Origin of the sequence: Frigoribacterium sp. NPDC087798, assembly GCF_044742985.1 — a bacterium.
In the GTDB taxonomy this organism is placed as follows: domain Bacteria; phylum Actinomycetota; class Actinomycetes; order Actinomycetales; family Microbacteriaceae; genus Frigoribacterium.
On sequence record NZ_JBIUVP010000002.1, the window covers coordinates 475,538 to 497,655 of the forward strand.

Sequence of the window (22,118 nt, forward strand, 5' to 3'; positions counted from 1 at the left end):
GCGACGGGTGTCGACATCGGGGCCGGTGCTGTTCGCCCGTAGCGTCACGTCACGCGATCGGGCCCCCGAGCCGGTAAGAATGGCCCATGAGCTCCGTGCGGACACCCGACCCCGACCCCAATCCCGGCTGGCTCTCGGAGGACGAGCTCTTCCAGGCGCGTCAGCACCTGCCGATCCTCTACGTCGAGGCCGTGCCCGTGCGGACCGACGGCCTCGGGGTCGTGACCGAGGTCGGGGTGCTGCTCCGCGCCTCCGACGAGGGGTCGATCTCGCGCATGCTCGTGTCGGGCCGGGTGATGTACGGCGAGAGCCTGCGCACCGCTCTGTTCCGCCACCTCGAGAAGGACCTCGGGCCGATGGCCTTCCCCCAGCTGCCGCCGTCTCCGGTGCCGTTCCAGGTCGCCGAGTACTTCCCGCTGCCCGGTTCGTCGGTCTACACCGACCCGCGTCAGCACGCGGTGTCGCTCGCGTACGTGGTGCCCGTCACGGGCACGTGCGACCCGCGGCAGGACGCCCTCGAGCTCACCTGGCTGACGCCGCACCAGGCCGCCTCCGACGAGGTCGCCGCCGAGATGGAGGGCGGGCGCGGCACCCTGCTGCGCAGCGCCCTCGCCTCCGTCGGCGCCCTGCACTAGCGCCGCTCGCAACACCCCCGATGCGGCGTGACGCCCTCGGATCGCGGGGTGTCTCGCCGGTTCGGGGGTGTCGCCTGGCGCCTCTCCACAGGCGAGGAGGCGCGGGCCGCGTCCCGGGCGGCGCTCGGCCACGCTGGACCGATGCGCGACACGTCAGGCCTGCTCATCCGTCGGTCCCGGCTCGTCGACGACGGCGTGGATGCCTCGTCCATCGAGCGGGACGCGCGACGTGGCCTCGCGGTGAGGCTCGCCGCCGGCGTGTACGTCCGGACGGACGACTGGCGGTCGCTCGGCCCGGCGTCGCAGCACACCGCCCGCGTGCACGCGGTGCTGCCCCGGCTCGGACCGGACGCCGTCGTCTCCCACGAGTCCGCCCTCGCCATTCGGGGGTTTCCGCTGCTGGGCGAGTGGCCTCGGAGGGTGCACGTCGTGGCCCGTCAGCGCGCTCGCGACAAGGTGACCGGATTCGTCCACCAGCACGCGGCGACCCTCGGCGACGGCGAGATCGACACGGTCGACGGGCTGCCCGTGGTGGGTGCCGCCCGAGCGGCCGTCGACAGCGTGCGCCGGCGCGACCTGCGCGGGGCGACCGTCGTGCTCGACCACGGGCTGCACGCGGGCGCGTACGACCGGTCCGCGCTCGAGGCCGCCCTGGCCGCACGGCCCGGGGTGCCCGGGCGTCGGCGGGCGGCGGTCGCCGTCGCGTTCGCCGATGGGCGGTCCGAGTCGCCGGGTGAGTCGCTGAGTCGGGCGGGCATGAGGGCCGCCGGGCTCACGGGGCCCGTGTTGCAGGCCCGGTTCCCGGTGACGGGCCCCCTGATCGGCTTCGTGGACTTCTGGTGGCCGCAGTTCGGCGTCATCGGCGAGTTCGACGGCGAGGTGAAGTACCGCGACGAACGGATGCGGGCCGGGCGCAGCCCCGAGCAGGTCGTGATCGACGAGAAGCGGCGCGAGGACGATCTGCGGGCGCTGCCCGGCGTGCGCACCGTCGTCCGATGGACCTGGGGCGACGCCCTGCGCGCCGAGCCCATGGTGCGCGCCCTCGCGCGCGCCGGGGTGCGCTGAAGGTGCTGGCAGCGCAACACCCCCGAACCGGGGGGGGGGGCCCCGCGGGGGGGGGGGGCGGGCGGGGGGGGGGGGGGGGGGGGGGGGGGGGGGGGGGCCGCCGGGGGGGGGGGCCCCCCGCCGCGCCCCCCCCCCCCCCCCCCGCCCCGCCCCGCCCCCCCCCCCCCCGCCGCCCCCGGCGTGTTTTGTCTTCGGCGGCCCCCGGGGGGGGGGGGGGGGGGGGGGGGGGGGGGGGCGCCCCCCCCCCCCCCCCGACGGCGGGGACCCGCCGGATCGACCACGGCCCGCCTCCCCGCGGGGGGGACGACGGGCCGTGGCGTCGTCGGGACGACGGAGCCGAGGAGGCGCGGATCAGACCGCGGGCATCGCTCCGGCGATCGTGATGGTCGCGCCCGAGGTGTAGCTCGACTCCGGGCTCACCAGGTGCACGTACGCGGCGGCGAGCTCGGCGGGCTGGCCGGGGCGACCGAACGGCGCCTGGCCGCCGAACTGCGACACCGTCTCGGCGTCGTCGGAGCCGGGCTGCAGGGGCGTCCAGACCGGGCCGGGGGAGACCTGGTTGACGCGGATGCCCTTGGGCGCGAGCTGCTGCGCGAGCCCCGAGGTGAAGACGCCGATCGCACCCTTGGTGAGCGCGTAGTCGATCTTGTCCGGGCTCGGCTGCGTGCCCTGCACCGAGCCGGTCGTCACGATCGACGAACCGGGCTCGAGGTGCGGGATGGCTGCCTGGGTCAGCCAGAACAGCGAGTAGACGTTGGTCTTGATGGTCGAGTCGATGTCCTCGGTGGTGAGCGTGAGGATGTCGTCGTTGCTCTTCATCCGACCGGCCACCATGACGAGGGTGTCGAGCCCGCCGAACTCGTCGACGGCCTTCTGCACGAGGTCCTTGCAGTACTGCTCGTCCGAGATGTCGCCGGGGACGAGGACGGCCTTGCGCCCCTCGCCCTCGAGCAGGTCGCGCACCTCCTCGGCGTCCTTCTGCTCGCTGGGAAGGTAGCTGAGCACGAGGTCGGCGCCCTCGCGGCTGAGCGCGATCGCGGCGGCGCGACCGATGCCCGAGTCCGCGCCGGTGACGACGCCGCGGAAGCCGGTGAGGCGCTCCTTGCCGACGTAGCTGGTCTCGCCGTGGTCGGGCTTGGGGTCCATCTTCCAGGCCTCGCCCGGCAGCGACTGCTCCTGCTTCGGGAACGGCGGCGCGGGGTAGAGGTCGACCGGGTTCTTCTTGTCGTATTGGCTCATGACGTCCACGGTGCCCTCGCCGCGCCTCCGCCGCTCGGGGGTCTGTACCCCACCGGCGGTCATTCGGAGCGCACGCGGAGAAAGATGAGCGTCATGCGATCGATCTGGAAGGGCGCGATCACGTTCGGGCTCGTCAACGTCCCCGTCAAGTTGTACAGCGCCACCGAGGACCACGACGTGTCCCTGCACCAGGTGCACGACGCCGACGGTGGCCGCATCCGGTACCAGCGGAAGTGCGAGATCTGCGGCAAGGTCGTCGACTACGAGCACATCGACAAGGCGTACGACGACGGCGACCGCACCGTGGTGATCACGGGTGACGACCTGAAGTCGTTGCCCGAGGAGCGCTCGCGCGAGATCGACGTGCTCGAGTTCGTCCCAAGCGACCAGGTCGACCCGATCATGCTGGACCGCAGTTACTTCCTCGAGCCGGACGGCACCTCGCCCAAGGCCTACGTGCTGCTGCGCCGGACCCTCGAGGAGACCGACCGCACGGCCATCGTCCACTTCTCGCTGCGGCAGAAGACCCGGCTCGCGGCCCTGCGCGTCCGCGGCGACGTGCTGATGCTTCAGACCCTGCTCTGGGACGACGAGGTGCGCGAGGCACGGTTCCCGGCGCTCGAGAAGCAGACGCGCGTCAGCGACAAGGAACTCGACATGTCGTCGTCGCTCGTCGACTCGTTGAGCGACGACTTCGAGCCCGCGGACTTCAGCGACGACTACCAGGAACAGTTGCGGCAGCTGATCGACGCGAAGCTGGAGGAAGGCGAGTCGCTCGACACGGACGCCACCTTCGGCGAGAAGCCGGAGGACGACGACGAGGGCGGCGAGGTCATCGACCTGATGGAGGCGCTGCGTCGGTCGGTCGAGAAGAACCGGTCGGGCGGACACCCGAAGCCGACCAAGAAGGCCGCGGCGTCGTCGTCGACGAAACCCGCCGCGAAGAAGTCGCCTGCGAAGAAGGAGTCCTCGAAGGAGGAGTCCTCGCGGTCGACGTCCGGAGGGTCGGGTTCCGCGGCGAGGAAGAAGCCCGCCTCGTCCGCCTCCGACAAGAAGGCGGCCCCGAAGAAGAAGGCCGGCTGACCGCGACGGTCAGTGCTCGCGGAGCGCCTCGATCAGGTCGGCCTTCTTCAGGTCGGAGTAGCCGGTCACGCCGAGTTCCTTCGCGCGTCCCTTGAGCTCCTCCACCGTCCAGTCGTCGTACGAACCGGACTTCCCGCCCTTGGCGGCCACCTTCTTCTCGCTGTTGCCCTTCTGGGCGGCGGCGTTCGAGATGCGCGCGGCCTTCTCCTTCGACGCCCCCTCGTCGCGGAGTGCCTCGTACATGTCGGGGTTCTTCAGCTGCGGGGGAGTCTCGTCCTTCGGCGTCATGCGCCCGACCGTACGCCCGGCGCGGCGGCTTGTCGCAGCCCTAGGCGCCGAACTGCCAGCCGGTGACGTCGGGGTGGTCCTCGCCGTGCTCGTAGGCGTACGCCCGGGCCGCCTCGCGCCGCGACTCGACGTCCGCCACCAGCTCGGGGTGCTCGTCGGCCAGGCCCGGTACGCGGTGCAGCACGTCGAGCACCAACCGGTAGCGGTCGATGTCGTTGAGCATGGCCATGTCGAACGGCGTCGTGGTGGTGCCCTTCTCCTGGAAGCCGCGCACGTGCAGGTTCGCGTGGTTCGTGCGGCGGTAGGTGAGGCGGTGGACGAGCGACGGGTAGCCGTGGAAGTCGAAGACGATCGGCTTCGAGGTCGTGAAGAGTGCGTCGAAGTCGTCGTCCGTGAGGCCGTGCGAGTGCTCCCTCGCGTCCTGCAGCCGCATCAGGTCGACCACGTTGACGACGCGCGTGGTCAGGGACGGCAGCACCTGACGGAGCAGGTCGGCGGCCGCCACGGTCTCGAGGGTCGGCACGTCGCCCGCGCAGGCCAGCACCACGTCGGGGTCGACCCCGTCGACGGGCGTCCCCTCGGTGCCTGCCCACTCCCAGATGCCGACGCCGCGTCGGACGTGATCCTCGGCCTCGGGCAGCGACAGCCAGGCGGGGGATTCCTGTTTGCCGGCGACGATCACGTTGACCGTGTCGGTCGTGCGGAACGCGTGGTCGGCGACGGCGAGCAGCGTGTTGGCGTCGGGGGCCAGGTAGATGCGCACGAGGTGCGCCTGCTTGTTGACGACGACGTCGAGGAACCCGGGGTCCTGGTGCGAGAAGCCGTTGTGGTCCTGCCGCCAGACGTGCGACGACAACAGGTAGGTGAACGACGAGATCGGCGCGCGCCAGTCGATCTCGTCGGCGCTCTCGAGCCACTTCGCGTGCTGGTTGAACATCGAGTCCACGATGTGCACGAAGGCCTCGTAGGTGTTGAGCAGACCGTGGCGCCCGGTCAGCAGGTAGCCCTCCATGAGTCCCTGCAGCAGGTGCTCGCTCAACACCTCCATCACGCGGCCGCTGCGGGCCACGTGCTCGTCGTCGGGCCAGATGTCGGCCGCCCACACCCGCTCGGTCACGTCGAACACCGGGTCGAGTCGGTTGGACACCGTCTCGTCGGGCCCGAAGAGACGGAAGGTCGACGGGTTGTCGCGCACGATCTCGGCGAGCCACCGGCCGAGGACGCGTGTGGCCTCGGCCTGGGTGCGGCGATCGTCGGAGGTCTCGACCGCATGCGCACGGTAGTCCGTGAGGTGCAGGTCACGACGCACGAGACCACCGTTGGACGCCGGGATCGCGCTCATGCGCTTCGCGCCCCGGGGGCGGAGTCCGTCGAGCCGGGCCACCGGCCGACCCGTCTCGTCGAAGAGCTCGTCGGCGCCGTACGACCGCATCCAGTCGTCGAGCTGCGCCCGGTGACCGTCGTCCTCGCGCACGCCGCTGAGCGGCACCTGGTGTGCGCGCCAGGTGCCCTCGACGCGCTCGCCGTCCACGACCTTCGGGCCCGTCCACCCCTTGGGGGTCCGCAGCACGATCATGGGCCACCGCGGGCGTGCGGTGCCGTCGCCGTCGCGGGCCTCCCGCTGCAGCTCGTCGATGCGGAGGAAGGCGTGGTCGAGTGCGGCGGCCATGCGCTCGTGCACCCGCATCGGGTCCTCGCCGTCGAAACCGCCCGCGACGACGAGCGGCTCGTACCCGTAGCCCCGCATCAGCTCGAGCAGTTCGCCCTCGGGGATGCGCGAGAGCACCGTCGGGTTGGCGATCTTGTAGCCGTTGAGGTTCAGGATGGGGAGCACGGCCCCGTCGTGACGGGCGTCGAGCAGCTTGTTCGCGTGCCAACTCGCCGCCAGCGGCCCGGTCTCGGCTTCTCCGTCGCCGATCACGCAGACGGCGACGAGGTCGGGATCGTCGAGCACCGCCCCGTAGGCGTGGCTCAGCGAGTACCCGAGCTCGCCGCCCTCGTTGATCGACCCCGGGGTCTCGGGGGCGGCGTGGGAGGGGATGCCGCCCGGGAACGAGAACTGCGTGAAGAGCTTCTGCAGCCCGGCGGCGTCCTGCGACACCTCGGGGAACAGTTCGCTGTATGTGCCTTCGAGGTAGGTGTTGGCGACCATGGCGGGGCCGCCGTGACCCGGTCCGCACACGTAGAGCAGGTCGCGGTCGTCGCGCATGATCACCCGGTTGAGGTGGGCGTAGACGAAACTCAGCGCCGGTGACGTGCCCCAGTGCCCGAGGAGGCGCGGCTTGACGTCGTCGCGCGCGATCGGCCGCGTGAGCTGTGCGTTGTCCATCAGGTAGATCTGCCCGACGGTCAGGTAGTTCGCCGCCCGCCACCACGCGTCGACGAGCGACAACTCGTCGGTCGAGGCCTGTCGTGTCGGGTCTGCGGGGTTCGTCATCACTGGTCCTCTCGATCGGTGGTCGTGCCCTCTCGGCTCATCTCGTCGATGGTGATGGCCGCGTTGACGAGGGCGAGGTGGCTGAGCCCCTGCGGTACGTTGCCGAGGAACTGCCCGTCGTCGGCGCTGATCATCTCGGTCAGCAGGCCGACGTCGTTGGGCTGCTGCACGAGCTGGTCCATCAGCTCGACCGCTTCGTCCTGACGGCCCACGCAGGCCAGGGCGCTGGCGAGCCAGAAGGCGCAGGCCACGAACGTGCCTTCCTCTTCGGCGACGTCGCTGTAGCGGAAGACCAGGGGGCCCGCACCCAGCTCGCGCCGGATGGCGTCGATCGTCCGCGACATGCGCTCGCCGCGGTCGAAGCCGCTGGGGGCGTGCAGCAGCACCGAGGCGTCGAGCCTCGCGCTGCCGGGGTACATGACGTACGAGCCGACCTCTTCGTTCCAGCCGTGTTCGGCGATCCACTCCTTGATCAGGTCGCGGTTCTTCTTCCAGAAGACGACGTCTTCGGGGTCGGGGTGCATCTGCCCGACCTCGGTGAGGCGCAGGGCGGCGTCGATGGCCTGCCAGCAGCCCATCTTGCTGCTCACGTAGTGCTGTTCGTCGGGCAGCTCCCACATGCCCGAGTCCTTCTCCTGCCAACGACGGCAGGCGTCGTCGGCGAACCCGGCGAGCAGGTCGCCGGTGGACTCGTCGAGGATGTTGCCGTCCGCGGCGTACTGGCTCATGATCGCCAGGATGTCGGCGTAGGTGCCGAGCTGCAGCTGCTCGCCCGCCGGGTTGCCCTTGTAGACCGGGCCGATGCCTCGCCAGCCCTCGGAGCCGGTCTCGTGCGTGCCGTCCGGCACCGAGCCGTCGAGGTTGAGGAAGATGTGCATCGTCCGGCCGTTGGCCTTGAGGGCCGACAGCAACCACGAGACGGCCGCCTGCGTCTCTTCCCGCAGGCCGAAGCGGACGAGCGCGTTCACCGTGTAGGCCAGGTCGCGTACCCAGGCGAAGCGGTAGTCCCAGTTCTTGTCGCCGGTGAAGTTCTCGGGCAGCGCCGCCGTGGCGGCGGCCGCGATCGCGCCGGTCGGGCTGAAGATCAGCAGCTTGAGCGCCAGGGCGCTGCGTTGCACGGCGTCGGACCACGGCCCGTCCCAGTTGAACTCGTCCGACCAGGTCTGCCAGTTCCGCACCGTGCGATCGATGCCCTGGTCGACCACGTGGGGGTCCGGGAGGTGCAGGGGCTCGTCGTCGACGCCGCAGAGGCAGATCAGCGAGCGCGACCCCTCGTGCGTGGTGAACTCGCCCCAGAACCGGTGCGGGCCGCCGTGGGCCTCGCCGTCGCCCGGCTCCACCGGGTCGAGGCGGCCGTGGTCGAAGCCGACGAGCGCCAGGTTGATGTCGGCCGCCCGCAGGACCGGGCCGTGCAACGTGTCGACCCGGCGGATCGGGTGGGTGCCGAACGTGTTGCCCGGGACCACCGCCCAGCGCATGTCGACCGACCCCGTGACGCCCTCGATGCGGCGGGCGAGCTCCGCCCACGGCAGCCGGCCGGCGATGCCCGTGACGAGGGCGTCCGTGATCTCGACGACGCCCGTGGAGGTGCGGAAACGGGTGACGAGGACGTTCGTGTTCTCAACGTACTCGCGTTGCACCTCGAAGTCGTCGTCGACGGGGCGCAGCTCGATGCGACCGCCCTTGCCGGCGTCGACGATGCCGGAGAACACCGGGTCGCTGTCCATGTCGGGCATCGGGAGCCAGTCGATCTGGCCGTCGCGGGCGATGAGGGCGACGGTCCGGCCGTCGCCGATGGCGCCGTAGGAGCGCAGCGGCACGTAGCCGTCGTCCCGGGGGTCGGGGCGGTGCCATTCGCCGGCGGCGGCCGTCGTCGCGCCGAAGTGGTCGGCCTGGATGTCGTCGGTGGTCTCGAGGGTGTCCGTCACCCATCCTACGGTGGCCCGCCGCGCCTCCTCGTGACCGTTCCTCGCAGTGTTCTGTGTGCCGGGCGTGACCGTCGTACCCCTGGGGTCGAGCCGACGGGCAGGCTGCGCGGGTAGACCGGGACGATGGCATCTCCGACCGGAACCACGTCCGAACCCCGCCTCTTCTTCGACGCGAAGGCCACGCTCGGCGAGAGTCCCGTCTGGGACGTCGACGCCCACGAGCTGGTCTGGACCGACATCACGAACGGCCTCCTGCACCGCACCTCGGCCGACGGCACGAGGGACACGACCGTCGTCGTCGACCCGCCCCTGCCGAGCTTCCAGCGTCGGCGCGGCGGTGGCCTGATCGCGGCCCTCGACGACACCGTCGTCGTCATGCGGGACGACGGGACCGAGCAGCGGACGATCGCGACCGTCGACCACGCCGACGAGCGCCTGCGCCTCAACGAGGGCAAGTGCGACCCGTTCGGCGCCTTCGTCGTCGGTGCGACCGACCCCGAGGGCAGCCCCGTGGCCGGTCTCTACCGCGTGGCCCCGGACGGCACGCTCACGCAACTCCGCGACGACTTCGCCACGACCAACGGGTTCGAGTGGAACGACGACGGCAGCGAGATCTACCTCACCGACACCGGCACCGACACGATCTACCGAGCCTCGTGGGATGCCGACGGCACCCTGGGCGAGCTCGTCCCGTTCTCGTCGCAGGGCGCCCACGACGGCCTGGCCCGCGACGAGCGCGGAGAGTTCTGGGGTGCCATCTACGGCGAGGGCAAGGTGGTGCACCTGGACGTCGACGGTGGTCTCGTCGACGAGATCACGCTCCCGGTGCCGAACGTCACCGGCATCGGCTTCGGTGGTGACGACCTGCGGACGCTGTTCGTGCTGTCGGCCCGCGAGGGGCTGAGCGACGAACAGCTCGAGGAGTTCCCGCTGAGCGGTGGCATCTTCGCGCTGGACCTCGACCGGGCGGCCCGCCCGCCGTTCCTGTTCGGCTGAGACCGCGGCCCGTGCGGGCCGGCCCCCCGGGGACGCCCGGCCCGTCGCCCCTCCGACGACCCTCTGACGCGACGACGCCCGCCCGATCAGCCGATCGGGCGGGCGTCGTCGTGCCGACGGCGCGTCCTCAGATGCGCCCCACGAGCTCGTCGCGAGGCACGACGCCCGCCGCGATGACGGCCCGGGCCGCGTCACGCGCCTCCTCGACGTTCCAGAGCAGCACGCCCTCGACCGCGCCGTCGTCGCCCAGGTAGTACGCCACGGCCTCGCCCTCGCCCTTGGCGTCGACGATCGTCTCGAGCGACGCGTCGAGCGTGCCGACGGCCTCGTACGAGAGGTCGAAGACCTTCGAGTAGTAGTACGGCGTGTGGTCGTAGACCTCGTCGGCGCCGGTCATGTTGCGACCGACGACGGGGCCCTGCGACTTCGCGTTGTCGACGTGCTCGACGCGGCGGCGCCCGAGGATCGCGTCCGGGTACGAGGCCACGTCGCCGGCGGCGAACACGTTCGGGTCGCTCGTCCGCAGGTGCTCGTCGACCACGATGCCGTCGTCCACGGCCAGACCCGCGTCGGCCGCGAGCTGGTCGTCGACCGAGATGCCGAGCCCCACGACGACCGCGTCGGCGTCGAGGGTCGACCCGTCGTCGAGCCGGAGGTGGACGCCGGCGTCGTCGGCCGTGCCGCTCTCGACGCGACGTCCGCGGGCCAGCTCGACCCGCGCCTCCTCGAATCTCTTCTCGAACGACGAGGCGAGGGACGCGGGGAACACCGACCCACCGAGGACGTCGTCGGGGAAGACCAGCGTCACGCGGGTGTCGTTCTGCACGAGGGCCGCGGCGAGCTCGGTGCCGATGTAGCTGCCGCCCACGACGACGACGTGCCGGCCGCCGCCCGAGAGCGAGCGGAGTCGGCGGTAGTCCTCGGCGGTCCGGAAGTACACGACGCGGTCGTCGTCCGGCAGGTCGAGGGCGACGGGGCTGCCTCCGGTGGCGAGCAACAGGGCCCCGTAGCCGATCACGTCGCCGCGGTCGGTGGTCACGGTGCGGGCCTCGCGGTCGATCGACTCGACGAGCGTGCGCAGCCGGATCTCGGCACCCGAGTCGGCGACGGTGCCGAGAGCGTTGTCGGCCTCGGTGTAGTCGGGGTCGGTCCAGAGCTTCTTCGACAGCGCCGGGCGCGTGTACGGCGCGTCGACGTCGGCGCTGACGATCAGCACCGACGCGTCCGGGGTGGTGTCGTGGATGGCCTTCGCGGCGGCGTCGGCGGTCATGCCGCCGCCCACGATGACGTGGTCGAACGATTCGGTCATGGGGTCGTCCTCTCGACGAGAGAGGGCACCGCCCGGGAGGCGCGGGTGGCGCGCTCCCGGACGGTGCCCTCGTGAGGTGGTCGGGTCAGTTGGCGACGGCGCCGACGCGGTCGAGGCCCTCGGCCGCGGCGTCCTCGTCACGCTGACGCGTGTCGTCCTGGCGGGCGTCCTTCTCGGGGTGGCGGTTCTCGGCGCCGGTCATCCAGGCGAGCTGCTCGAGGCGCTCGAGGATGCTGTGCAGCACGTCGGCCGTCGTGGGGTCCTCGTCGTCGACGTCGTCGTGGACCGTGCGCATCGTGCCGGTGACGGCGTACATGCGGTCGACGATGAGGTCGACCACCGCGGTGGTCTCGACGGGGCCCGCGGGGAACTCGGGCAGGCTCGTGCCGCGGGTGACGGTCGAGGTACGGCCGTCGGGGATCAGGTAGACGGCGCGCATGCGCTCGGCCACCTCGTCGCTGAACTCGCGGGCCGCGTCGACGATCTCGTCGAGCTGCAGGTGGAGGTCGCGGAAGTTCGAGCCGAGCAGGTTCCAGTGCGCCTGCTTGCCCTGGACGTGCAGCTCGATGAGGTCGACGAGGACCTTCTGCATGTTGTCGCGGAGTTGGTCGGATCCCTGGAACATGATGTCTCCCGTTCGTCGTGGGTTCGTGCGGAGTCGTCGCACCGGTGGGTGCGACGTGGACGGTAGACCGTGGTCCCGGGCGACGGCTCAGCCTTCGGGGGACAGCTCGACCGGCGGCGGGTCCGGGGACGTCGGGCGCGTCGACCCGGAGGGGTCGCCGGCGCATGCCGTCCCGAGCCGGTCCAGGGGGTCGCTCGCCGCCGTGATCCACTCGTGATCGAGGGTGCTGGAGCCCGGACCGTACTGGATGGTATGTTCGCCTGCATCGGCACCGAAGCCGACGCCCGGCCGTGGGTACCCGATCCGTGGCCATGCTCTGAGGGGGGCTGACATGGCACGAGCGGTACCCGGACGCGCCGACCGTCACGGTTTCGACGCGGTCGAGATCACGAGGCTGCGACGAGAGATCGAGAGCGCCTGGGGGGCGTTCGACGACATCGAGCAGATGGACTTCGCCCACCGGGTGAGGGTCGTCCACGGGCTGACCGACTCCCTGCCGGACGCGGCGAGCGCGGCCGCCCGCGCGGGACTCGGGCGACTCGCCCTGGCGCTGCTCGACGACGCGTCGGAGTTCCCGCCGCCGTGGGCGTCGATCTGCGGCCGCTGGGACGTCACGCTCGAGATGGCCCGGGCCGCGGTCGAGTCGATCGCCTGGCCGGAGGGCGAGCCCTGGGGCGAGCTGCCCCTGGTGGGCACCGCCGCCTGACGTCGCCTACCGTGGCGGCATGAGCTCCACACCGTCGCGCGGCCACGGACGGCGCCGGGTCGGCCTCTGGCGCTTCGTCCGCACGGTCGTGCTCGACTACCGGTACGTCTGGTGGGTGCACCTCGTCCCGCGCTCGGGCCGCGTGGTGCCGGCCCGCTACCGTCACGGCGACCGTGAGCCCGTCCTGCTGCTGCCCGGCGTCTACGAGACCTGGCGCTTCCTCCGACCCGTGGCCGACCGGCTGAACGATCGGGGTCACCCGATCGTCGTGGTGCCCGGCATGGGCCACAACCGTCGTCCGATCGCGGCCACCGCCGAGGTGGCCCAACGCATCCTCGACGCCCACGACCTGCGGGACGTCGTCGTGCTGGCCCACAGCAAGGGCGGGCTCGTCGGCAAGACCATGATGGTCTCGACCGACGCCGAGCGACGCATCACCCGCATGGTGACGGTCAACAGTCCCTTCTCGGGGTCGCGCTGGGCGAGGGTGCTGCCGGTCAGGGCGCTGAGGCCCTTCTCGCCCCGGGACGCCGACCTGTTGCGGCTCGCCGGACAGCGTGAGGCGAACGGGACCATCACGTCGATGGCGTCGCGGTTCGACGCCCACGTCACCGAGGGCAGCGTCCTGCCGGGGGCCGTCAACCTCGAGTTCCCGGTCGACGGCCACTTCCGGCCGCTGGGCCACGCGCGGTGCGTCGCGATGATCGTGCGCGAGGTCGAGGCCGGGGCGGGCTCGGCGGCGTCGGCCGAGGCGTCCTAGCCCTCCACCCAGCCGAGGGCCCGCAAGGTCTCGTGGGGCCGTTCGACGTGGGCGAAGTGCCCGCAGTCGGCGAGCAGGGTCGTCCGGGCGTGCCGCACGACGCCGGCCAGGCGGTCGAGGTCGGACGACCGGGCGAAGACGTCGTCGGCTCCGCTGACGGCGGCGACGTCGCAGTCGATGCCTCGCCACCGGGTCGCGTCGTACCCCTGCCCCGACCTCGAGGCCGCCAGGAAGCCCCGGGGCCTGAGCTCGGCCACGAACGCCTCGAGCACCGAGCGCGGGACGCGGTCGACGTGGCGGAACACGGGCGACGACAGCGCTCGCAGCAGTCCGATGCGGGCCGCGCCGCGCAGGAGGGACGCGGAGGCGCGGGGCAGCACCCCGAACGCCGCCCGCAGCAGCGTGAAGGCCGGCAACCGCACGAGGCCCCGCACCGGGTGCGTCACGGCGTCGATCGCCGAGAAGGACGTGGCCGACACGACCGAGACGCTGAGCACCAGGTCGGGTCGGACGGCGGCCAGGTGCAGGGCGACGAACGCGCCCATCGAGTGACCGACGAGGTCGAACTCGGTGACGCCCAGTGCCTCGGCGACCTCGACCACCACGGCGGCGGCCGACTCGACGTCGAGGCCCGGGTCCGGCTCGGGCGAGGCGCCCCACCCCGGCAGGTCGATCAGCACCGGGCGGGAGACGACCGCGTCCACCTCGCGGGCGGCCTGCAGCAGGGGGGTCCACGTCGTCCACGAACCAGCCGCCCCGTGCAGCAGGACGGTCGCCCGGCGGCGCGAGGACCGGTCGGCCGACGCCGTCGCGTGGTGCACGACCGTCCGGCCGTGCGCCGTCTCGATCGTCGAGCGGGTGAGCCCGAGGGCACCGGGCTCGGTGACCAGCGCGAACGGGGCGTAGCGGTCGAGGGTCGGGTCGGCCACCCCTGTCGCCCGGCCCCGTCGCATCGTCGGATGCTACCCGATGATCTCCTCGCGCACGCGGCGCAGGTCCTCGAGCAGCGACCCGACCAGCACCCAGTTGTCCGGGTCGGGGCGCAGCACGCTCACCGGCGACGTGAGCGCCGGGCCGTCGTCGTGCGCGGTGCCCGTCGCGGGACCGCCGGTGGCGTCGGGGAGGCGGGAGGCGCGCCCGGCCGACAGCGCCTCCTCGGTGGTCCGCGCCAGCAGGCGCACGTCGTGGGCGGCTCGTCGGAGGTCTTCGGCGATGCTCTGCACCACGGGGTCGTCGGACAGCCCGGGGTCGTAGTTGTCGTGGACCGACCGCACCATGCCCACCACCCGGTTGACGAGCACGGTGAGGCGCCGCAGCAGCGCCGCGTCGGCCTCGAGGACGCTGCGGTTGCGGCTCGCACGGGGGTTGAGCTGGAGGCTCTCCTCGCCCGCGGTGACCGCGTCGACCGCCCGGGCCTGGGCCACCCTGAGCTCGCGGGCCCTGGTCAGGCCCGTGGCGAGCCGCGACCCGTCGACCGGTTCGTCGAGCACGGCGGCGGTCTCGTCGAGCACGGACGCGATGTCGCGCGCGAGCCGTCCGACGGCGAGGTGCGCGGGGGCGAGGGCGACGGGAGGCACGATCAACGCGTTGATCGCGAGCGCGATGGCCGCACCGATGATCGTCTCGAGCACGCGGTCGAGCGCGTAGTCGGGGGTCTGGGCGCCGATCGCCAACACGAGCATCGCCGAGATCGGCACCTGGTTCGCCGAGCTCGGCGTGAGCCGGAAGGCCCAGGCCACGAGCAGGCTCACCACGACGATCGCCAGCACGATCCAGGTCGCGTCGCCGAACAGCTGGCCGGCCGCGAAGGCGATGAGCACGCCGGCGATGACGCCGACGCTGCGCTCGAGGCCGCGCACGAACGACTGGTTGACGCTCGGCAGCACCACGAGCAGGGCCGCGATCGCGGCGAAGATCGGCAGGGGCTGCTGCAACAGGGCCACCGAGGCGAACCAGGCCGCCATCACCGCGACGCTCGTCTTCACCACCTGGAGCAGGGGCGTGCGCTTCGTCTGCCGGATGCGCGAGACGACCTTCACGCCCTCCAGGGTAGACGGGGAGGCGCCGCCCGCGTCGCGACGTCGCGACAGGTCACGAAACGGTCACCCCGCCCGCGCCTCCCCACCGATCGGTCCGGCTGCTGGTTGACTGCCTCCTCGTGTGGCCCAACTCCGCCGAGGTGCTCCCCGCCGCGTTCGCGAACTCGGGGCTGACCGTCGTCGCCTTCCGACCCCACTCGGTCGAGCCCTCGGGCGCCGGGTTCCTCTACGGCTACGAGGTCGACACGGTCGACCCGGTCGGCGCGACCTCGACCGTGCTGACCTTCATCGACACCGACACCCGGGCCGCCGACGAGTCCTCGGTGCTCACCCGCGACCCGACCACCGGTCAGCCGCTCGCCGTCTGGGCCTACCCGGCCGACCCGATGCTGCCGGCGCTCGCCGGGGCCACGTATCCCGACCGGGTGGCCGACGCGCTCGCGGCGCTCGGCGTCGTCGTCACCGAACCGCGGCTGAGCGTCGCGGCGTACCGACCCGGCAAGCGCGCCGTCATCCGACTCGACGCCGCCGAGACCACCGTCTTCCTCAAGGTGGTCCGCCCCGACCGGGTGGCACCGATCGTCGCCCTGCACGAGGCGTTCCGGGCGCAGGGGCTGCCGGTGCCCGCCGTGCTCGCCTCGCGGGCGGACGGCCTGCTCGTCCTCGAACGCGTCCCGGGGGTGCCGGCCGGGCAGCGCGTCGTCGAGCTCGTCGACGACCCGCGGTTCGTCGAGCAGATGGTCGACCTCGGCACGCGCATCGCCCGCGTCGACGTGGTGGCGCGGGCGCAGTCCGACGCCCTCGACCACGGAGCCTGGCACCGCTCGACGCTGCGCGCCGCGCTGCCCGACCGGGCGACCGAGATCGACGGCCTCTACGACGAGATCGACCGGCGCCGCGCCTCCTCCGCCTCGGACGCCCTCGCCGTGATCCACGGCGACCTGCACCTCGAGCAGCTCTTCGTGCACCCGTCCGAGCCGTGGCGGGTCACCGGTCTGCTCGACGTCGACACCGCGGGGCTCGGGCACCCGGCGCGCGACGCGGCGGCCCTCGTCGCCCATCTGGTCGTGACGGGACAGTGGCACCGGGGCAACGGCGACGAGGCCGAGGCCCGGGCCTGCGAACGCCTCGCCGACGACGTGACGCGCGCCTGGGTCGAACGCCTGCCCGGCCTGGCCGACCGGCTCGCGCCGGGCGTCGCGTCGCAGCTGCTCGCCCACGCCGGCGGACAGGCCACGCTCGGCACCGACACGGGCCGCCGCAAGGCCGTCCAGCTGATCGGTGCCGCCGCGGGCACCCTCGCCCGCCCCGCCTGACCGCCGGTCCCTCCGCCGCCCACCCACGGACGGGTCCGCCGCGCACCCACGGACGGGCCGACGGGCCTACCGTGGCGCGCAGCACCCACCCGCGCACCCGGAGGCCCCCATGCCGTCACCCTGGCTCGACGCCGCTCCCGACGTCACCACCGACAGGATCGACCCCGAGACCGTCTACGACGACGTGATCGTCGGCGGGGGCCTGACCGGACTCGTCACCGCCTTGCTGTTCGCGCGTCGCGGTCACCGGGTCGCCGTCCTGGAGGCGCGCACGGTCGGCAGCGTCGCGAGCGGCAGCGGGTCCGCGTCGATGTCGCTGCTGCAGGGCAGGCAGCTCCAGCGCATCCGCACGAACACCTACCAGAGCGTCGTCGACGCCTACGTCGCGGCCAACCGCGCGGGCTTCGACTGGATGGTCGACTACCTCGACGAGGCCGGCGTCGAGGTCGAGCGCCGGGACGCCTTCAGCTACGCGACGACCCGGGCCGGGATCGCCACGGTCGACGACGAGTACCTCGTCGCGAGGAAGGCCGGCCTCCCCGTCGTCAAAGAGTTCGGCCTCGACCTCCCGTTCGGCACGACCGGCGGACTCCGGTTGCCCGACCAGGCGCAGTTCGACCCCGTGCAGGCGATCGTCGCGCTCGTGGCGGACGTCCGGGCGCTCGGTGGCGTCGTCGTCGAGGGGGTGCGCGTCACCGGCGTCGACGCGACGGACCCGACGGTCACCCACAGCGACGGTCCCGACGTCCGCGGCCGCCGCGTGCACGTCACGACGGGCAGCCCCGTGCTCGACCGCGGCCTCTACTTCGCCAAGCTCCGCAGCGAGCGCTCCTACGGCCTGGCCTTCGAGGGCGTCGACGACCTGCCGGACGGCATGTACCAGGCGGTCGACGGCCCCACCCGGTCGTTCTCCGCGGTGGGCGACCGCCTCGTGACCGGCGGCAACCGGCACCCGGTGGGTCGCGCCTCCTCGACGATCGCCATGGTCGACGACCTCGCCGAGTGGACGACGCGCCACTGGCCGGGTGCGCGGCCGACCCACTCGTGGAGCGGTCAGGACTACGGCACGCCGCACCACGTGCCGTTCGTCGGCTGGCTGCCGCGGGGTCGGGGTCGGATCTACCTCGCGACCGGGTACGAGCACTGGGGGCTGACGAACGCGGTCCAGGCCGCGATGACCCTCGTGTCGGACGTGCTCGGCGACCCGCAGCCCTGGATGACCACGCTGCACGGGCGGGTCACGACGCCGATCGCCATCGCGTCGGGGATCGGCATCAACGCGGCCGACGCGTGGTGGGCGGCCAAGGGCTGGGCCGGGGCGATGACCCGCCGTCTGGTCGCCGTCGCCCCCGCCGAGGGCCAGGGCGAGGTGGGCCGCTCGGGCGGCTTCGCCCCCGTCGCGCGCTCGACCGTCGACGGCGAGGTCTGCACCGTCTCGGCGATCTGCCCGCACCTCGTCGGGATCGTCACCTGGAACGACTCCGAACGGTCGTGGGACTGCCCGCTGCACGGGTCGCGGTTCGCCGCCGACGGCAGCGTGCTCGAGGGGCCGGCGACCCGCGGCCTGCGTCGTCGCGGCTGATGCGTCGCCGGCCCGTCGGGACCGGGCCCCGAGACACGAGGAGGCGCTGGTGGCGTACCGGCGCGTCGTACGCGTAAACTGTCCCCAGCTTCACCGCCCGGGTGTTCTCCGGTCCGCGCCTCCTCCGGTGCGAGTCGACACCTCGGCGTGACGGGGCTTCGGGGCACGTGCCGTCGTCGGACTGCCCGCCACGAAGGTCGCCCGTCGCGAAGCCGGTACAGCTGTCCATCGCGCGGCACCCCGCCCCGCACGCATCCGGCGCGACCCTCTCGGTCGTCGTCCGTCCGGGTCGCCGAGCCTCTCGGCGTCCCGCGCAGCACCCTCCGCCGACACGGCGGCACAGCACCGTCGACGTCCCGCGTCGACCACGAGGAGGAGCCTTGGCTCGACCAGGCCAGCGTCAATCGGGTGGTACCCGCACCGCCCAGCGTCCGAACCGTCGCCGCGAGGTCGACAACGACGGGCTGATCCCCGTCCTCGCCCGTGCGGTGCGCGAGGTCGAGGCCGCCGCGCAACGCGGTCAGGTGAAGCCCTCGAGCCGCACCAAGTTCCAGGTCATCGCCCTGCTCATGCGCGAGGAACGCGCCCGGGTCAAGGTCGACAAGGCCATCAGCGAGTCCGAGCGCGCCGAGCAGATGAAGCGCCTCGACGGCGTCGCCCAGATCCTGGCCAAGACCGCCGCCCGCGACACGTCGCTGATCACCCTGCTGGGCGACGCGGCCACGGTCAGCGAGGCCGCCAAGACGCTCAAGCGCGACATGCAGATGTCGGCCGGGCTCGAGCTCGAGCCCGAGCAGCAGATCATCGTCACCGAGGCGGCGCCGGTCGCGCCGACCTCCGAGCGACAGGTCGTCCCGCAGTCGGTCATCTCGCGGCAGCTGGCGAACCCGTTCCTGCCGCCCGACTTCGCGCTCGCCGAGGTCGCCCGCGAGGCGCACCCGCGCCGGCTCGCGAACTGGGAGCTCTTCGGCCCCCTGTTCAAGTCCTTCGAGTACGGCGCCGGGGGAGGCTCGGCCTGCATGCCGCTGCCCGAGCCCACCACGGTCGACGCCCCCGCGGGCGCCACCCTGATGCACCACCAGGCACAGCTCGTCGAGTCCGCCCGCCAGGGCCACCGCACCTACCTGCTCGCAGACGAGCCCGGCCTCGGCAAGACCGCCCAGGCCCTGCTCGCCGCCCAGGCGGCCGCCGCGTACCCGCTGCTCGTGGTCGTGCCGAACGTCGTCAAGACGAACTGGGCCCGCGAGGTCCAGCTGTGGACGCCGACGCGCACGGCGACCGTCATCCACGGCGACGGCGAGAAGCTCGACGCCTTCGCCGACGTGGTCATCGTCAACTACGAGGTGCTCGACCGTCACGTCGGCTGGCTCGGCGAGCTCGGCTTCAAGGGCATGATCGTCGACGAGGCCCACTTCATCAAGAACAAAGAATCGCAGCGGTCGCGGCACGTGCTGCAGCTCGCCCAGCGCATCCGGTCGCGCACCGCCCACCCGCTGCTCATGGCGCTGACCGGCACCCCGTTGATCAACGACATCGAGGACTTCCGCGCCATCTGGGAGTTCCTCGGCTGGATCGGCGACAAGAAGCCCGCCGCCGAGTTGATGGAGCGCCTCGAAGAGGTCGGCCTGACCCCCGCCGATCCCGGGTTCTTCTCGTCGGCGCGCGAGATCGTGATCGACCTCGGCATCGTCCGTCGCAAGAAGGTCGACGTCGCCTCCGACATCCCCGCCCGTCGCATCGCCGACCTGCCGGTCGAGCTCGACGACGAGGTGGGCCGTTCCATCCGCGACGCCGAACGCGAGCTGGCCCGCCGCATGGTGCAGAAGTACCGCACCGCGCTCACCACCCGCACGTCCGGCGTCCGCGTCGAGGGCATCGACCACGACCTCGTCCGCCAGGTCGCCAAGTGGGAGCTCGAGGACGCCAGCGCGTCGAGCACGGGTGAGAACGTCTTCAGCATGGTGCGCCGCATCGGTCAGGCCAAGGCCGGCCTGGCCGCCGACTACACCGCCCAGCTCGCCCGCAACGTCGGCAAGGTGGTGTTCTTCGCCAAGCACATCGACGTCATGGACGTCGCCGAGGCCACCTTCGCCAAGCGGGGCATCAAGTACTCGTCGATCCGCGGCGACCAGACCCCGGCCGTCCGTCAGCGCCAGATCGACGCCTTCGTGAACGACCCCGAGGTCGAGGTCGTCGTCTGTTCGCTGACCGCGGCCGGCGTGGGGCTCAACCTGCAGGTCGCCTCGAACGTCGTGCTGGCCGAGTTGTCGTGGACGGACGCCGAGCAGACGCAGGCCATCGACCGCGTGCACCGCATCGGCCAGGCCGAGCCGGTCACGGCGTGGCGCGTCATCGCGGCGCAGACGATCGACACGAAGATCGCCGAGCTGATCGACAGCAAGGCCGGCCTCGCCGCCCGGGCACTCGACGGCGACGACTCCGAGGTCGTCGACTCCGTCGACGTGCAGCTCTCGGCCCTCGTCGCCTTGCTCACCGAGGCCCTCGAAGCCTGACCCGCCCTCACCCCGCCGCACCGCGCCGCACCGCGTTTCGTGCACGGCACCCCGACTAGTCACGGTGCAGTGCACGATTCGCGGTGTGGACGCGCGGGAGGCCGGCTCGCTCGAGCCGTGTGACGATCCGCTGCGGACGCGCGAGATCGCGCCAGACGGTTCGTGTCACCCGATTCACGTAGGGCAGCCCCCTCAGCCGGTCTTCACGGACCTTCTCGAGGACCACGATCTCCTCCGCCGTCAGCCCGTGCCGCATCTCGCGGTCGAGGTACTTCACGAAGCCGTCGAACTCGTCGTACACGCCGTAGGCCTCCCACCCGAAATCGGTGAACCCGATGAGCCCTTCGTCGTCGACGTGACGTTCCTGGAGACGGGGTGCCGGGAATCCGAGACCGTCCAGGGCGACCCGGTAGACCGACTCGCCGGCGGAACCGGCCAGGGGGCTGGCGAACTCGGCGACCCAGGAGGCGCGGGTCGAGCCCCGGACACGGTCTCGTCCCAGCAGGCACGCCTGGTACTCGGCCAGCGTGCACAACCGACGTCGCAGGCAGTGGTCGAGGACGGCCACGGCCTGGCTGCGTGTCCCGCTCAGAGCGACGTCCACGGCCGTCCGGGCCGGCGTGGTCACGAGGAGACCCCGATGACTGGTGATCTCGTCCGAGAGCAGCGGTGCCGCATGTCTGGTCACGTGCGCACCCGTGTGGGTCCGGGCGCGCGCCGGGTCGGTCGTCGAGACGCGGGCGAGCGGCGGGCCGAGCACCGGCATGCCCCACACCGCGGCCGCCGAGGTGTGGGAGACGACGACCGCGTCACGCATCCGGCCGACCGCGGCCGCCGTTCGGACGGCGTGGCGTTCCTCGCGGCGCAGGCCCCGCCAGGCCGCCGACTCGACGTAGCGTCCGGGCGCGACGCGCACGAGTTCGCCACGCGCGTGGGCTCGGCGTTCCGACGGATCGTCGAACCGCGAGCGGATGAGGAGGGAACGAAGGTCTCGTTCGTCGGTGGTCACGCGTCGATCGTCTCGGGCGCGAGCGGACTCCGGGATCGGATCTCGCCACCCTGTGGAGGGATGCGGGGGACGGCGGGGCGCGGGACGAGAGGCCGTTCTCAGTCGAGGCGAGTTCGGTGGGTCGGAGAACACCCGACCACCGAAGGAGCACCCCATGCCCGAACTCTCCGGCTACGCCCACGTCGCCATCACCGTCTCCGACCTCGACACGAGCCTCGCCTTCTACGAGAAGCTGCTCGGCGCCGGCCCCGTCGGCCGCATCGAACTCGACGGCCTCGACCGCCGCATCTTCTCCGTCGGCAACGGGCAGATCCTCGGGGTGACGGCTTACACCGGGGGATCGAGCGCGGCCTTCGACCCGACCGTTCCCGGGCTCGACCACATCGGCCTGGCCGTGACCGATCGTGACGGCGTCGTCGCCTGGCAGGAGCACGCCACGTCGGTCGGCATCGAGTCCGACCTGCAGGACGCGGACTTCGGCCACGCCCTGATGATCAAGGACCCCGACGGCAACCAGATCGAGTTCTTCGCCCCGCCCGCACAGAACTGACACGGGCCGCCTGCCGGCATCGCACCGCGATTCGTGCA

19 protein-coding genes are annotated in these 22,118 nt (G+C 72.3%); 10 read left to right on the plus strand and 9 right to left on the minus strand.

Going from position 1 to position 22,118, the window contains the following annotated elements:
* The first annotated feature begins 86 nt into the window (after positions 1 to 86).
* Together ACIOSR_RS09230 and ACIOSR_RS09235 are read left to right on the plus strand one after the other, a co-directional pair.
* On the plus strand, positions 87 to 635 hold the full coding sequence (locus ACIOSR_RS09230; protein WP_056043756.1) for an NUDIX hydrolase family protein: 549 nt from the start codon (positions 87 to 89) through the stop codon (positions 633 to 635).
* Between the two features lie 141 nt (positions 636 to 776).
* A complete protein-coding gene (locus tag ACIOSR_RS09235; RefSeq protein WP_402752436.1) occupies positions 777 to 1,700 on the plus strand; it encodes a hypothetical protein in 924 nt (307 codons plus the stop codon).
* A gap of 351 nt (positions 1,701 to 2,051) precedes the next feature.
* Here ACIOSR_RS09235 and ACIOSR_RS09240 read toward each other — a convergent pair whose 3' ends face one another.
* Positions 2,052 to 2,939 (minus strand): SDR family oxidoreductase, encoded by an 888-nt coding sequence (locus ACIOSR_RS09240; protein WP_267659520.1) that lies wholly within the window; start codon positions 2,937 to 2,939, stop codon positions 2,052 to 2,054.
* 93 nt (positions 2,940 to 3,032) lie between these two features.
* Here ACIOSR_RS09240 and ACIOSR_RS09245 point away from each other — a divergent pair, with 93 nt between their 5' ends.
* Positions 3,033 to 4,022: a Ku protein gene (locus ACIOSR_RS09245; protein WP_402752437.1), complete on the plus strand. Its 990-nt coding sequence runs from the start codon at positions 3,033 to 3,035 to the stop codon at positions 4,020 to 4,022.
* 9 nt (positions 4,023 to 4,031) lie between these two features.
* On the opposite strand, the gene ACIOSR_RS09250 is transcribed toward ACIOSR_RS09245, so the two are convergent.
* Genes ACIOSR_RS09250 through ACIOSR_RS09260 form a run of 3 tightly spaced genes read right to left on the minus strand, consistent with a single transcriptional unit; the run spans position 4,032 to position 8,567 of the window.
* Positions 4,032 to 4,310: a Rho termination factor N-terminal domain-containing protein gene (locus ACIOSR_RS09250; RefSeq protein ID WP_402752438.1), complete on the minus strand. Its 279-nt coding sequence runs from the start codon at positions 4,308 to 4,310 to the stop codon at positions 4,032 to 4,034.
* Positions 4,311 to 4,350: 40 nt separating this feature from the next.
* Positions 4,351 to 6,747, minus strand: a complete 2,397-nt coding sequence (locus ACIOSR_RS09255) for a phosphoketolase (RefSeq protein ID WP_402752439.1) — start codon at positions 6,745 to 6,747, stop codon at positions 4,351 to 4,353.
* Positions 6,747 to 8,567 (minus strand): glycoside hydrolase family 15 protein, encoded by a 1,821-nt coding sequence (locus ACIOSR_RS09260; protein ID WP_402752492.1) that lies wholly within the window; start codon positions 8,565 to 8,567, stop codon positions 6,747 to 6,749. Before ACIOSR_RS09260 ends, ACIOSR_RS09255 begins: the two co-directional genes overlap by 1 nt.
* 231 nt (positions 8,568 to 8,798) lie before the next feature.
* Here ACIOSR_RS09260 and ACIOSR_RS09265 point away from each other — a divergent pair, with 231 nt between their 5' ends.
* A complete protein-coding gene (locus ACIOSR_RS09265) occupies positions 8,799 to 9,671 on the plus strand; it encodes an SMP-30/gluconolactonase/LRE family protein (protein WP_402752440.1) in 873 nt (290 codons plus the stop codon).
* A 127-nt stretch (positions 9,672 to 9,798) separates the two neighbouring features.
* Here ACIOSR_RS09265 and ACIOSR_RS09270 read toward each other — a convergent pair whose 3' ends face one another.
* The gene (locus tag ACIOSR_RS09270; protein ID WP_402752441.1) at positions 9,799 to 10,980 is read right to left on the minus strand and encodes an NAD(P)/FAD-dependent oxidoreductase; all 1,182 of its coding nucleotides are present in this window, start codon (positions 10,978 to 10,980) and stop codon (positions 9,799 to 9,801) included.
* A gap of 85 nt (positions 10,981 to 11,065) precedes the next feature.
* Positions 11,066 to 11,605, minus strand: coding sequence for a Dps family protein (locus ACIOSR_RS09275; protein WP_082460542.1), 540 nt, complete (start codon positions 11,603 to 11,605; stop codon positions 11,066 to 11,068).
* A gap of 331 nt (positions 11,606 to 11,936) precedes the next feature.
* Between ACIOSR_RS09275 and ACIOSR_RS09280 the strand changes: the two genes are divergently transcribed.
* Together ACIOSR_RS09280 and ACIOSR_RS09285 are read left to right on the plus strand one after the other, a co-directional pair.
* Positions 11,937 to 12,311: a hypothetical protein gene (locus tag ACIOSR_RS09280; RefSeq protein WP_056048233.1), complete on the plus strand. Its 375-nt coding sequence runs from the start codon at positions 11,937 to 11,939 to the stop codon at positions 12,309 to 12,311.
* 19 nt (positions 12,312 to 12,330) lie between these two features.
* Complete coding sequence (locus tag ACIOSR_RS09285) at positions 12,331 to 13,071, plus strand: triacylglycerol lipase (protein ID WP_277960215.1); 741 nt, start codon at positions 12,331 to 12,333, stop codon at positions 13,069 to 13,071.
* On the opposite strand, the gene ACIOSR_RS09290 is transcribed toward ACIOSR_RS09285, so the two are convergent.
* Both ACIOSR_RS09290 and ACIOSR_RS09295 read right to left on the minus strand, forming a co-directional pair.
* Positions 13,068 to 14,024 (minus strand): alpha/beta fold hydrolase, encoded by a 957-nt coding sequence (locus ACIOSR_RS09290; protein ID WP_267659525.1) that lies wholly within the window; start codon positions 14,022 to 14,024, stop codon positions 13,068 to 13,070. The genes ACIOSR_RS09285 and ACIOSR_RS09290 overlap by 4 nt on opposite strands.
* A gap of 9 nt (positions 14,025 to 14,033) precedes the next feature.
* Positions 14,034 to 15,110, minus strand: coding sequence for an aromatic acid exporter family protein (locus ACIOSR_RS09295; RefSeq protein ID WP_402752442.1), 1,077 nt, complete (start codon positions 15,108 to 15,110; stop codon positions 14,034 to 14,036).
* A 119-nt stretch (positions 15,111 to 15,229) separates the two neighbouring features.
* Between ACIOSR_RS09295 and ACIOSR_RS09300 the strand changes: the two genes are divergently transcribed.
* From ACIOSR_RS09300 to ACIOSR_RS09310, 3 genes are all read left to right on the plus strand, one after another.
* On the plus strand, positions 15,230 to 16,426 hold the full coding sequence (locus ACIOSR_RS09300) for a phosphotransferase family protein (RefSeq protein WP_123571814.1): 1,197 nt from the start codon (positions 15,230 to 15,232) through the stop codon (positions 16,424 to 16,426).
* Positions 16,427 to 16,535: 109 nt separating this feature from the next.
* Positions 16,536 to 18,008 (plus strand): FAD-dependent oxidoreductase, encoded by a 1,473-nt coding sequence (locus ACIOSR_RS09305; protein WP_402752443.1) that lies wholly within the window; start codon positions 16,536 to 16,538, stop codon positions 18,006 to 18,008.
* Positions 18,009 to 18,388: 380 nt separating this feature from the next.
* Positions 18,389 to 20,521, plus strand: a complete 2,133-nt coding sequence (locus tag ACIOSR_RS09310) for a DEAD/DEAH box helicase (protein ID WP_056048208.1) — start codon at positions 18,389 to 18,391, stop codon at positions 20,519 to 20,521.
* 55 nt (positions 20,522 to 20,576) lie between these two features.
* Here the strand turns inward: ACIOSR_RS09310 and ACIOSR_RS09315 are convergent, their stop codons facing one another.
* Positions 20,577 to 21,530, minus strand: a complete 954-nt coding sequence (locus tag ACIOSR_RS09315) for a hypothetical protein (RefSeq protein WP_402752444.1) — start codon at positions 21,528 to 21,530, stop codon at positions 20,577 to 20,579.
* Between the two features lie 154 nt (positions 21,531 to 21,684).
* Here ACIOSR_RS09315 and ACIOSR_RS09320 point away from each other — a divergent pair, with 154 nt between their 5' ends.
* Positions 21,685 to 22,080, plus strand: coding sequence for a VOC family protein (locus tag ACIOSR_RS09320; RefSeq protein WP_402752445.1), 396 nt, complete (start codon positions 21,685 to 21,687; stop codon positions 22,078 to 22,080).
* Positions 22,081 to 22,118: the final 38 nt, after the last annotated feature.

What these genes read in the sequence shown, in the direction of transcription:
- ACIOSR_RS09230 (WP_056043756.1), top strand. Translation starts at nt 87, where the DNA reads ATGAGCTCCGTGCGGACACCCGACCCCGACCCCAATCCCGGCTGGCTC.
- ACIOSR_RS09235 (WP_402752436.1), top strand. Translation starts at nt 777, where the DNA reads ATGCGCGACACGTCAGGCCTGCTCATCCGTCGGTCCCGGCTCGTCGAC.
- ACIOSR_RS09240 (WP_267659520.1), bottom strand. Translation starts at nt 2,939, where the DNA reads ATGAGCCAATACGACAAGAAGAACCCGGTCGACCTCTACCCCGCGCCG.
- ACIOSR_RS09245 (WP_402752437.1), top strand. Translation starts at nt 3,033, where the DNA reads ATGCGATCGATCTGGAAGGGCGCGATCACGTTCGGGCTCGTCAACGTC.
- ACIOSR_RS09250 (WP_402752438.1), bottom strand. Translation starts at nt 4,310, where the DNA reads ATGACGCCGAAGGACGAGACTCCCCCGCAGCTGAAGAACCCCGACATG.
- ACIOSR_RS09255 (WP_402752439.1), bottom strand. Translation starts at nt 6,747, where the DNA reads ATGACGAACCCCGCAGACCCGACACGACAGGCCTCGACCGACGAGTTG.
- ACIOSR_RS09265 (WP_402752440.1), top strand. Translation starts at nt 8,799, where the DNA reads ATGGCATCTCCGACCGGAACCACGTCCGAACCCCGCCTCTTCTTCGAC.
- ACIOSR_RS09270 (WP_402752441.1), bottom strand. Translation starts at nt 10,980, where the DNA reads ATGACCGAATCGTTCGACCACGTCATCGTGGGCGGCGGCATGACCGCC.
- ACIOSR_RS09275 (WP_082460542.1), bottom strand. Translation starts at nt 11,605, where the DNA reads ATGTTCCAGGGATCCGACCAACTCCGCGACAACATGCAGAAGGTCCTC.
- ACIOSR_RS09280 (WP_056048233.1), top strand. Translation starts at nt 11,937, where the DNA reads ATGGCACGAGCGGTACCCGGACGCGCCGACCGTCACGGTTTCGACGCG.
- ACIOSR_RS09285 (WP_277960215.1), top strand. Translation starts at nt 12,331, where the DNA reads ATGAGCTCCACACCGTCGCGCGGCCACGGACGGCGCCGGGTCGGCCTC.
- ACIOSR_RS09290 (WP_267659525.1), bottom strand. Translation starts at nt 14,024, where the DNA reads ATGCGACGGGGCCGGGCGACAGGGGTGGCCGACCCGACCCTCGACCGC.
- ACIOSR_RS09305 (WP_402752443.1), top strand. Translation starts at nt 16,536, where the DNA reads ATGCCGTCACCCTGGCTCGACGCCGCTCCCGACGTCACCACCGACAGG.
- ACIOSR_RS09320 (WP_402752445.1), top strand. Translation starts at nt 21,685, where the DNA reads ATGCCCGAACTCTCCGGCTACGCCCACGTCGCCATCACCGTCTCCGAC.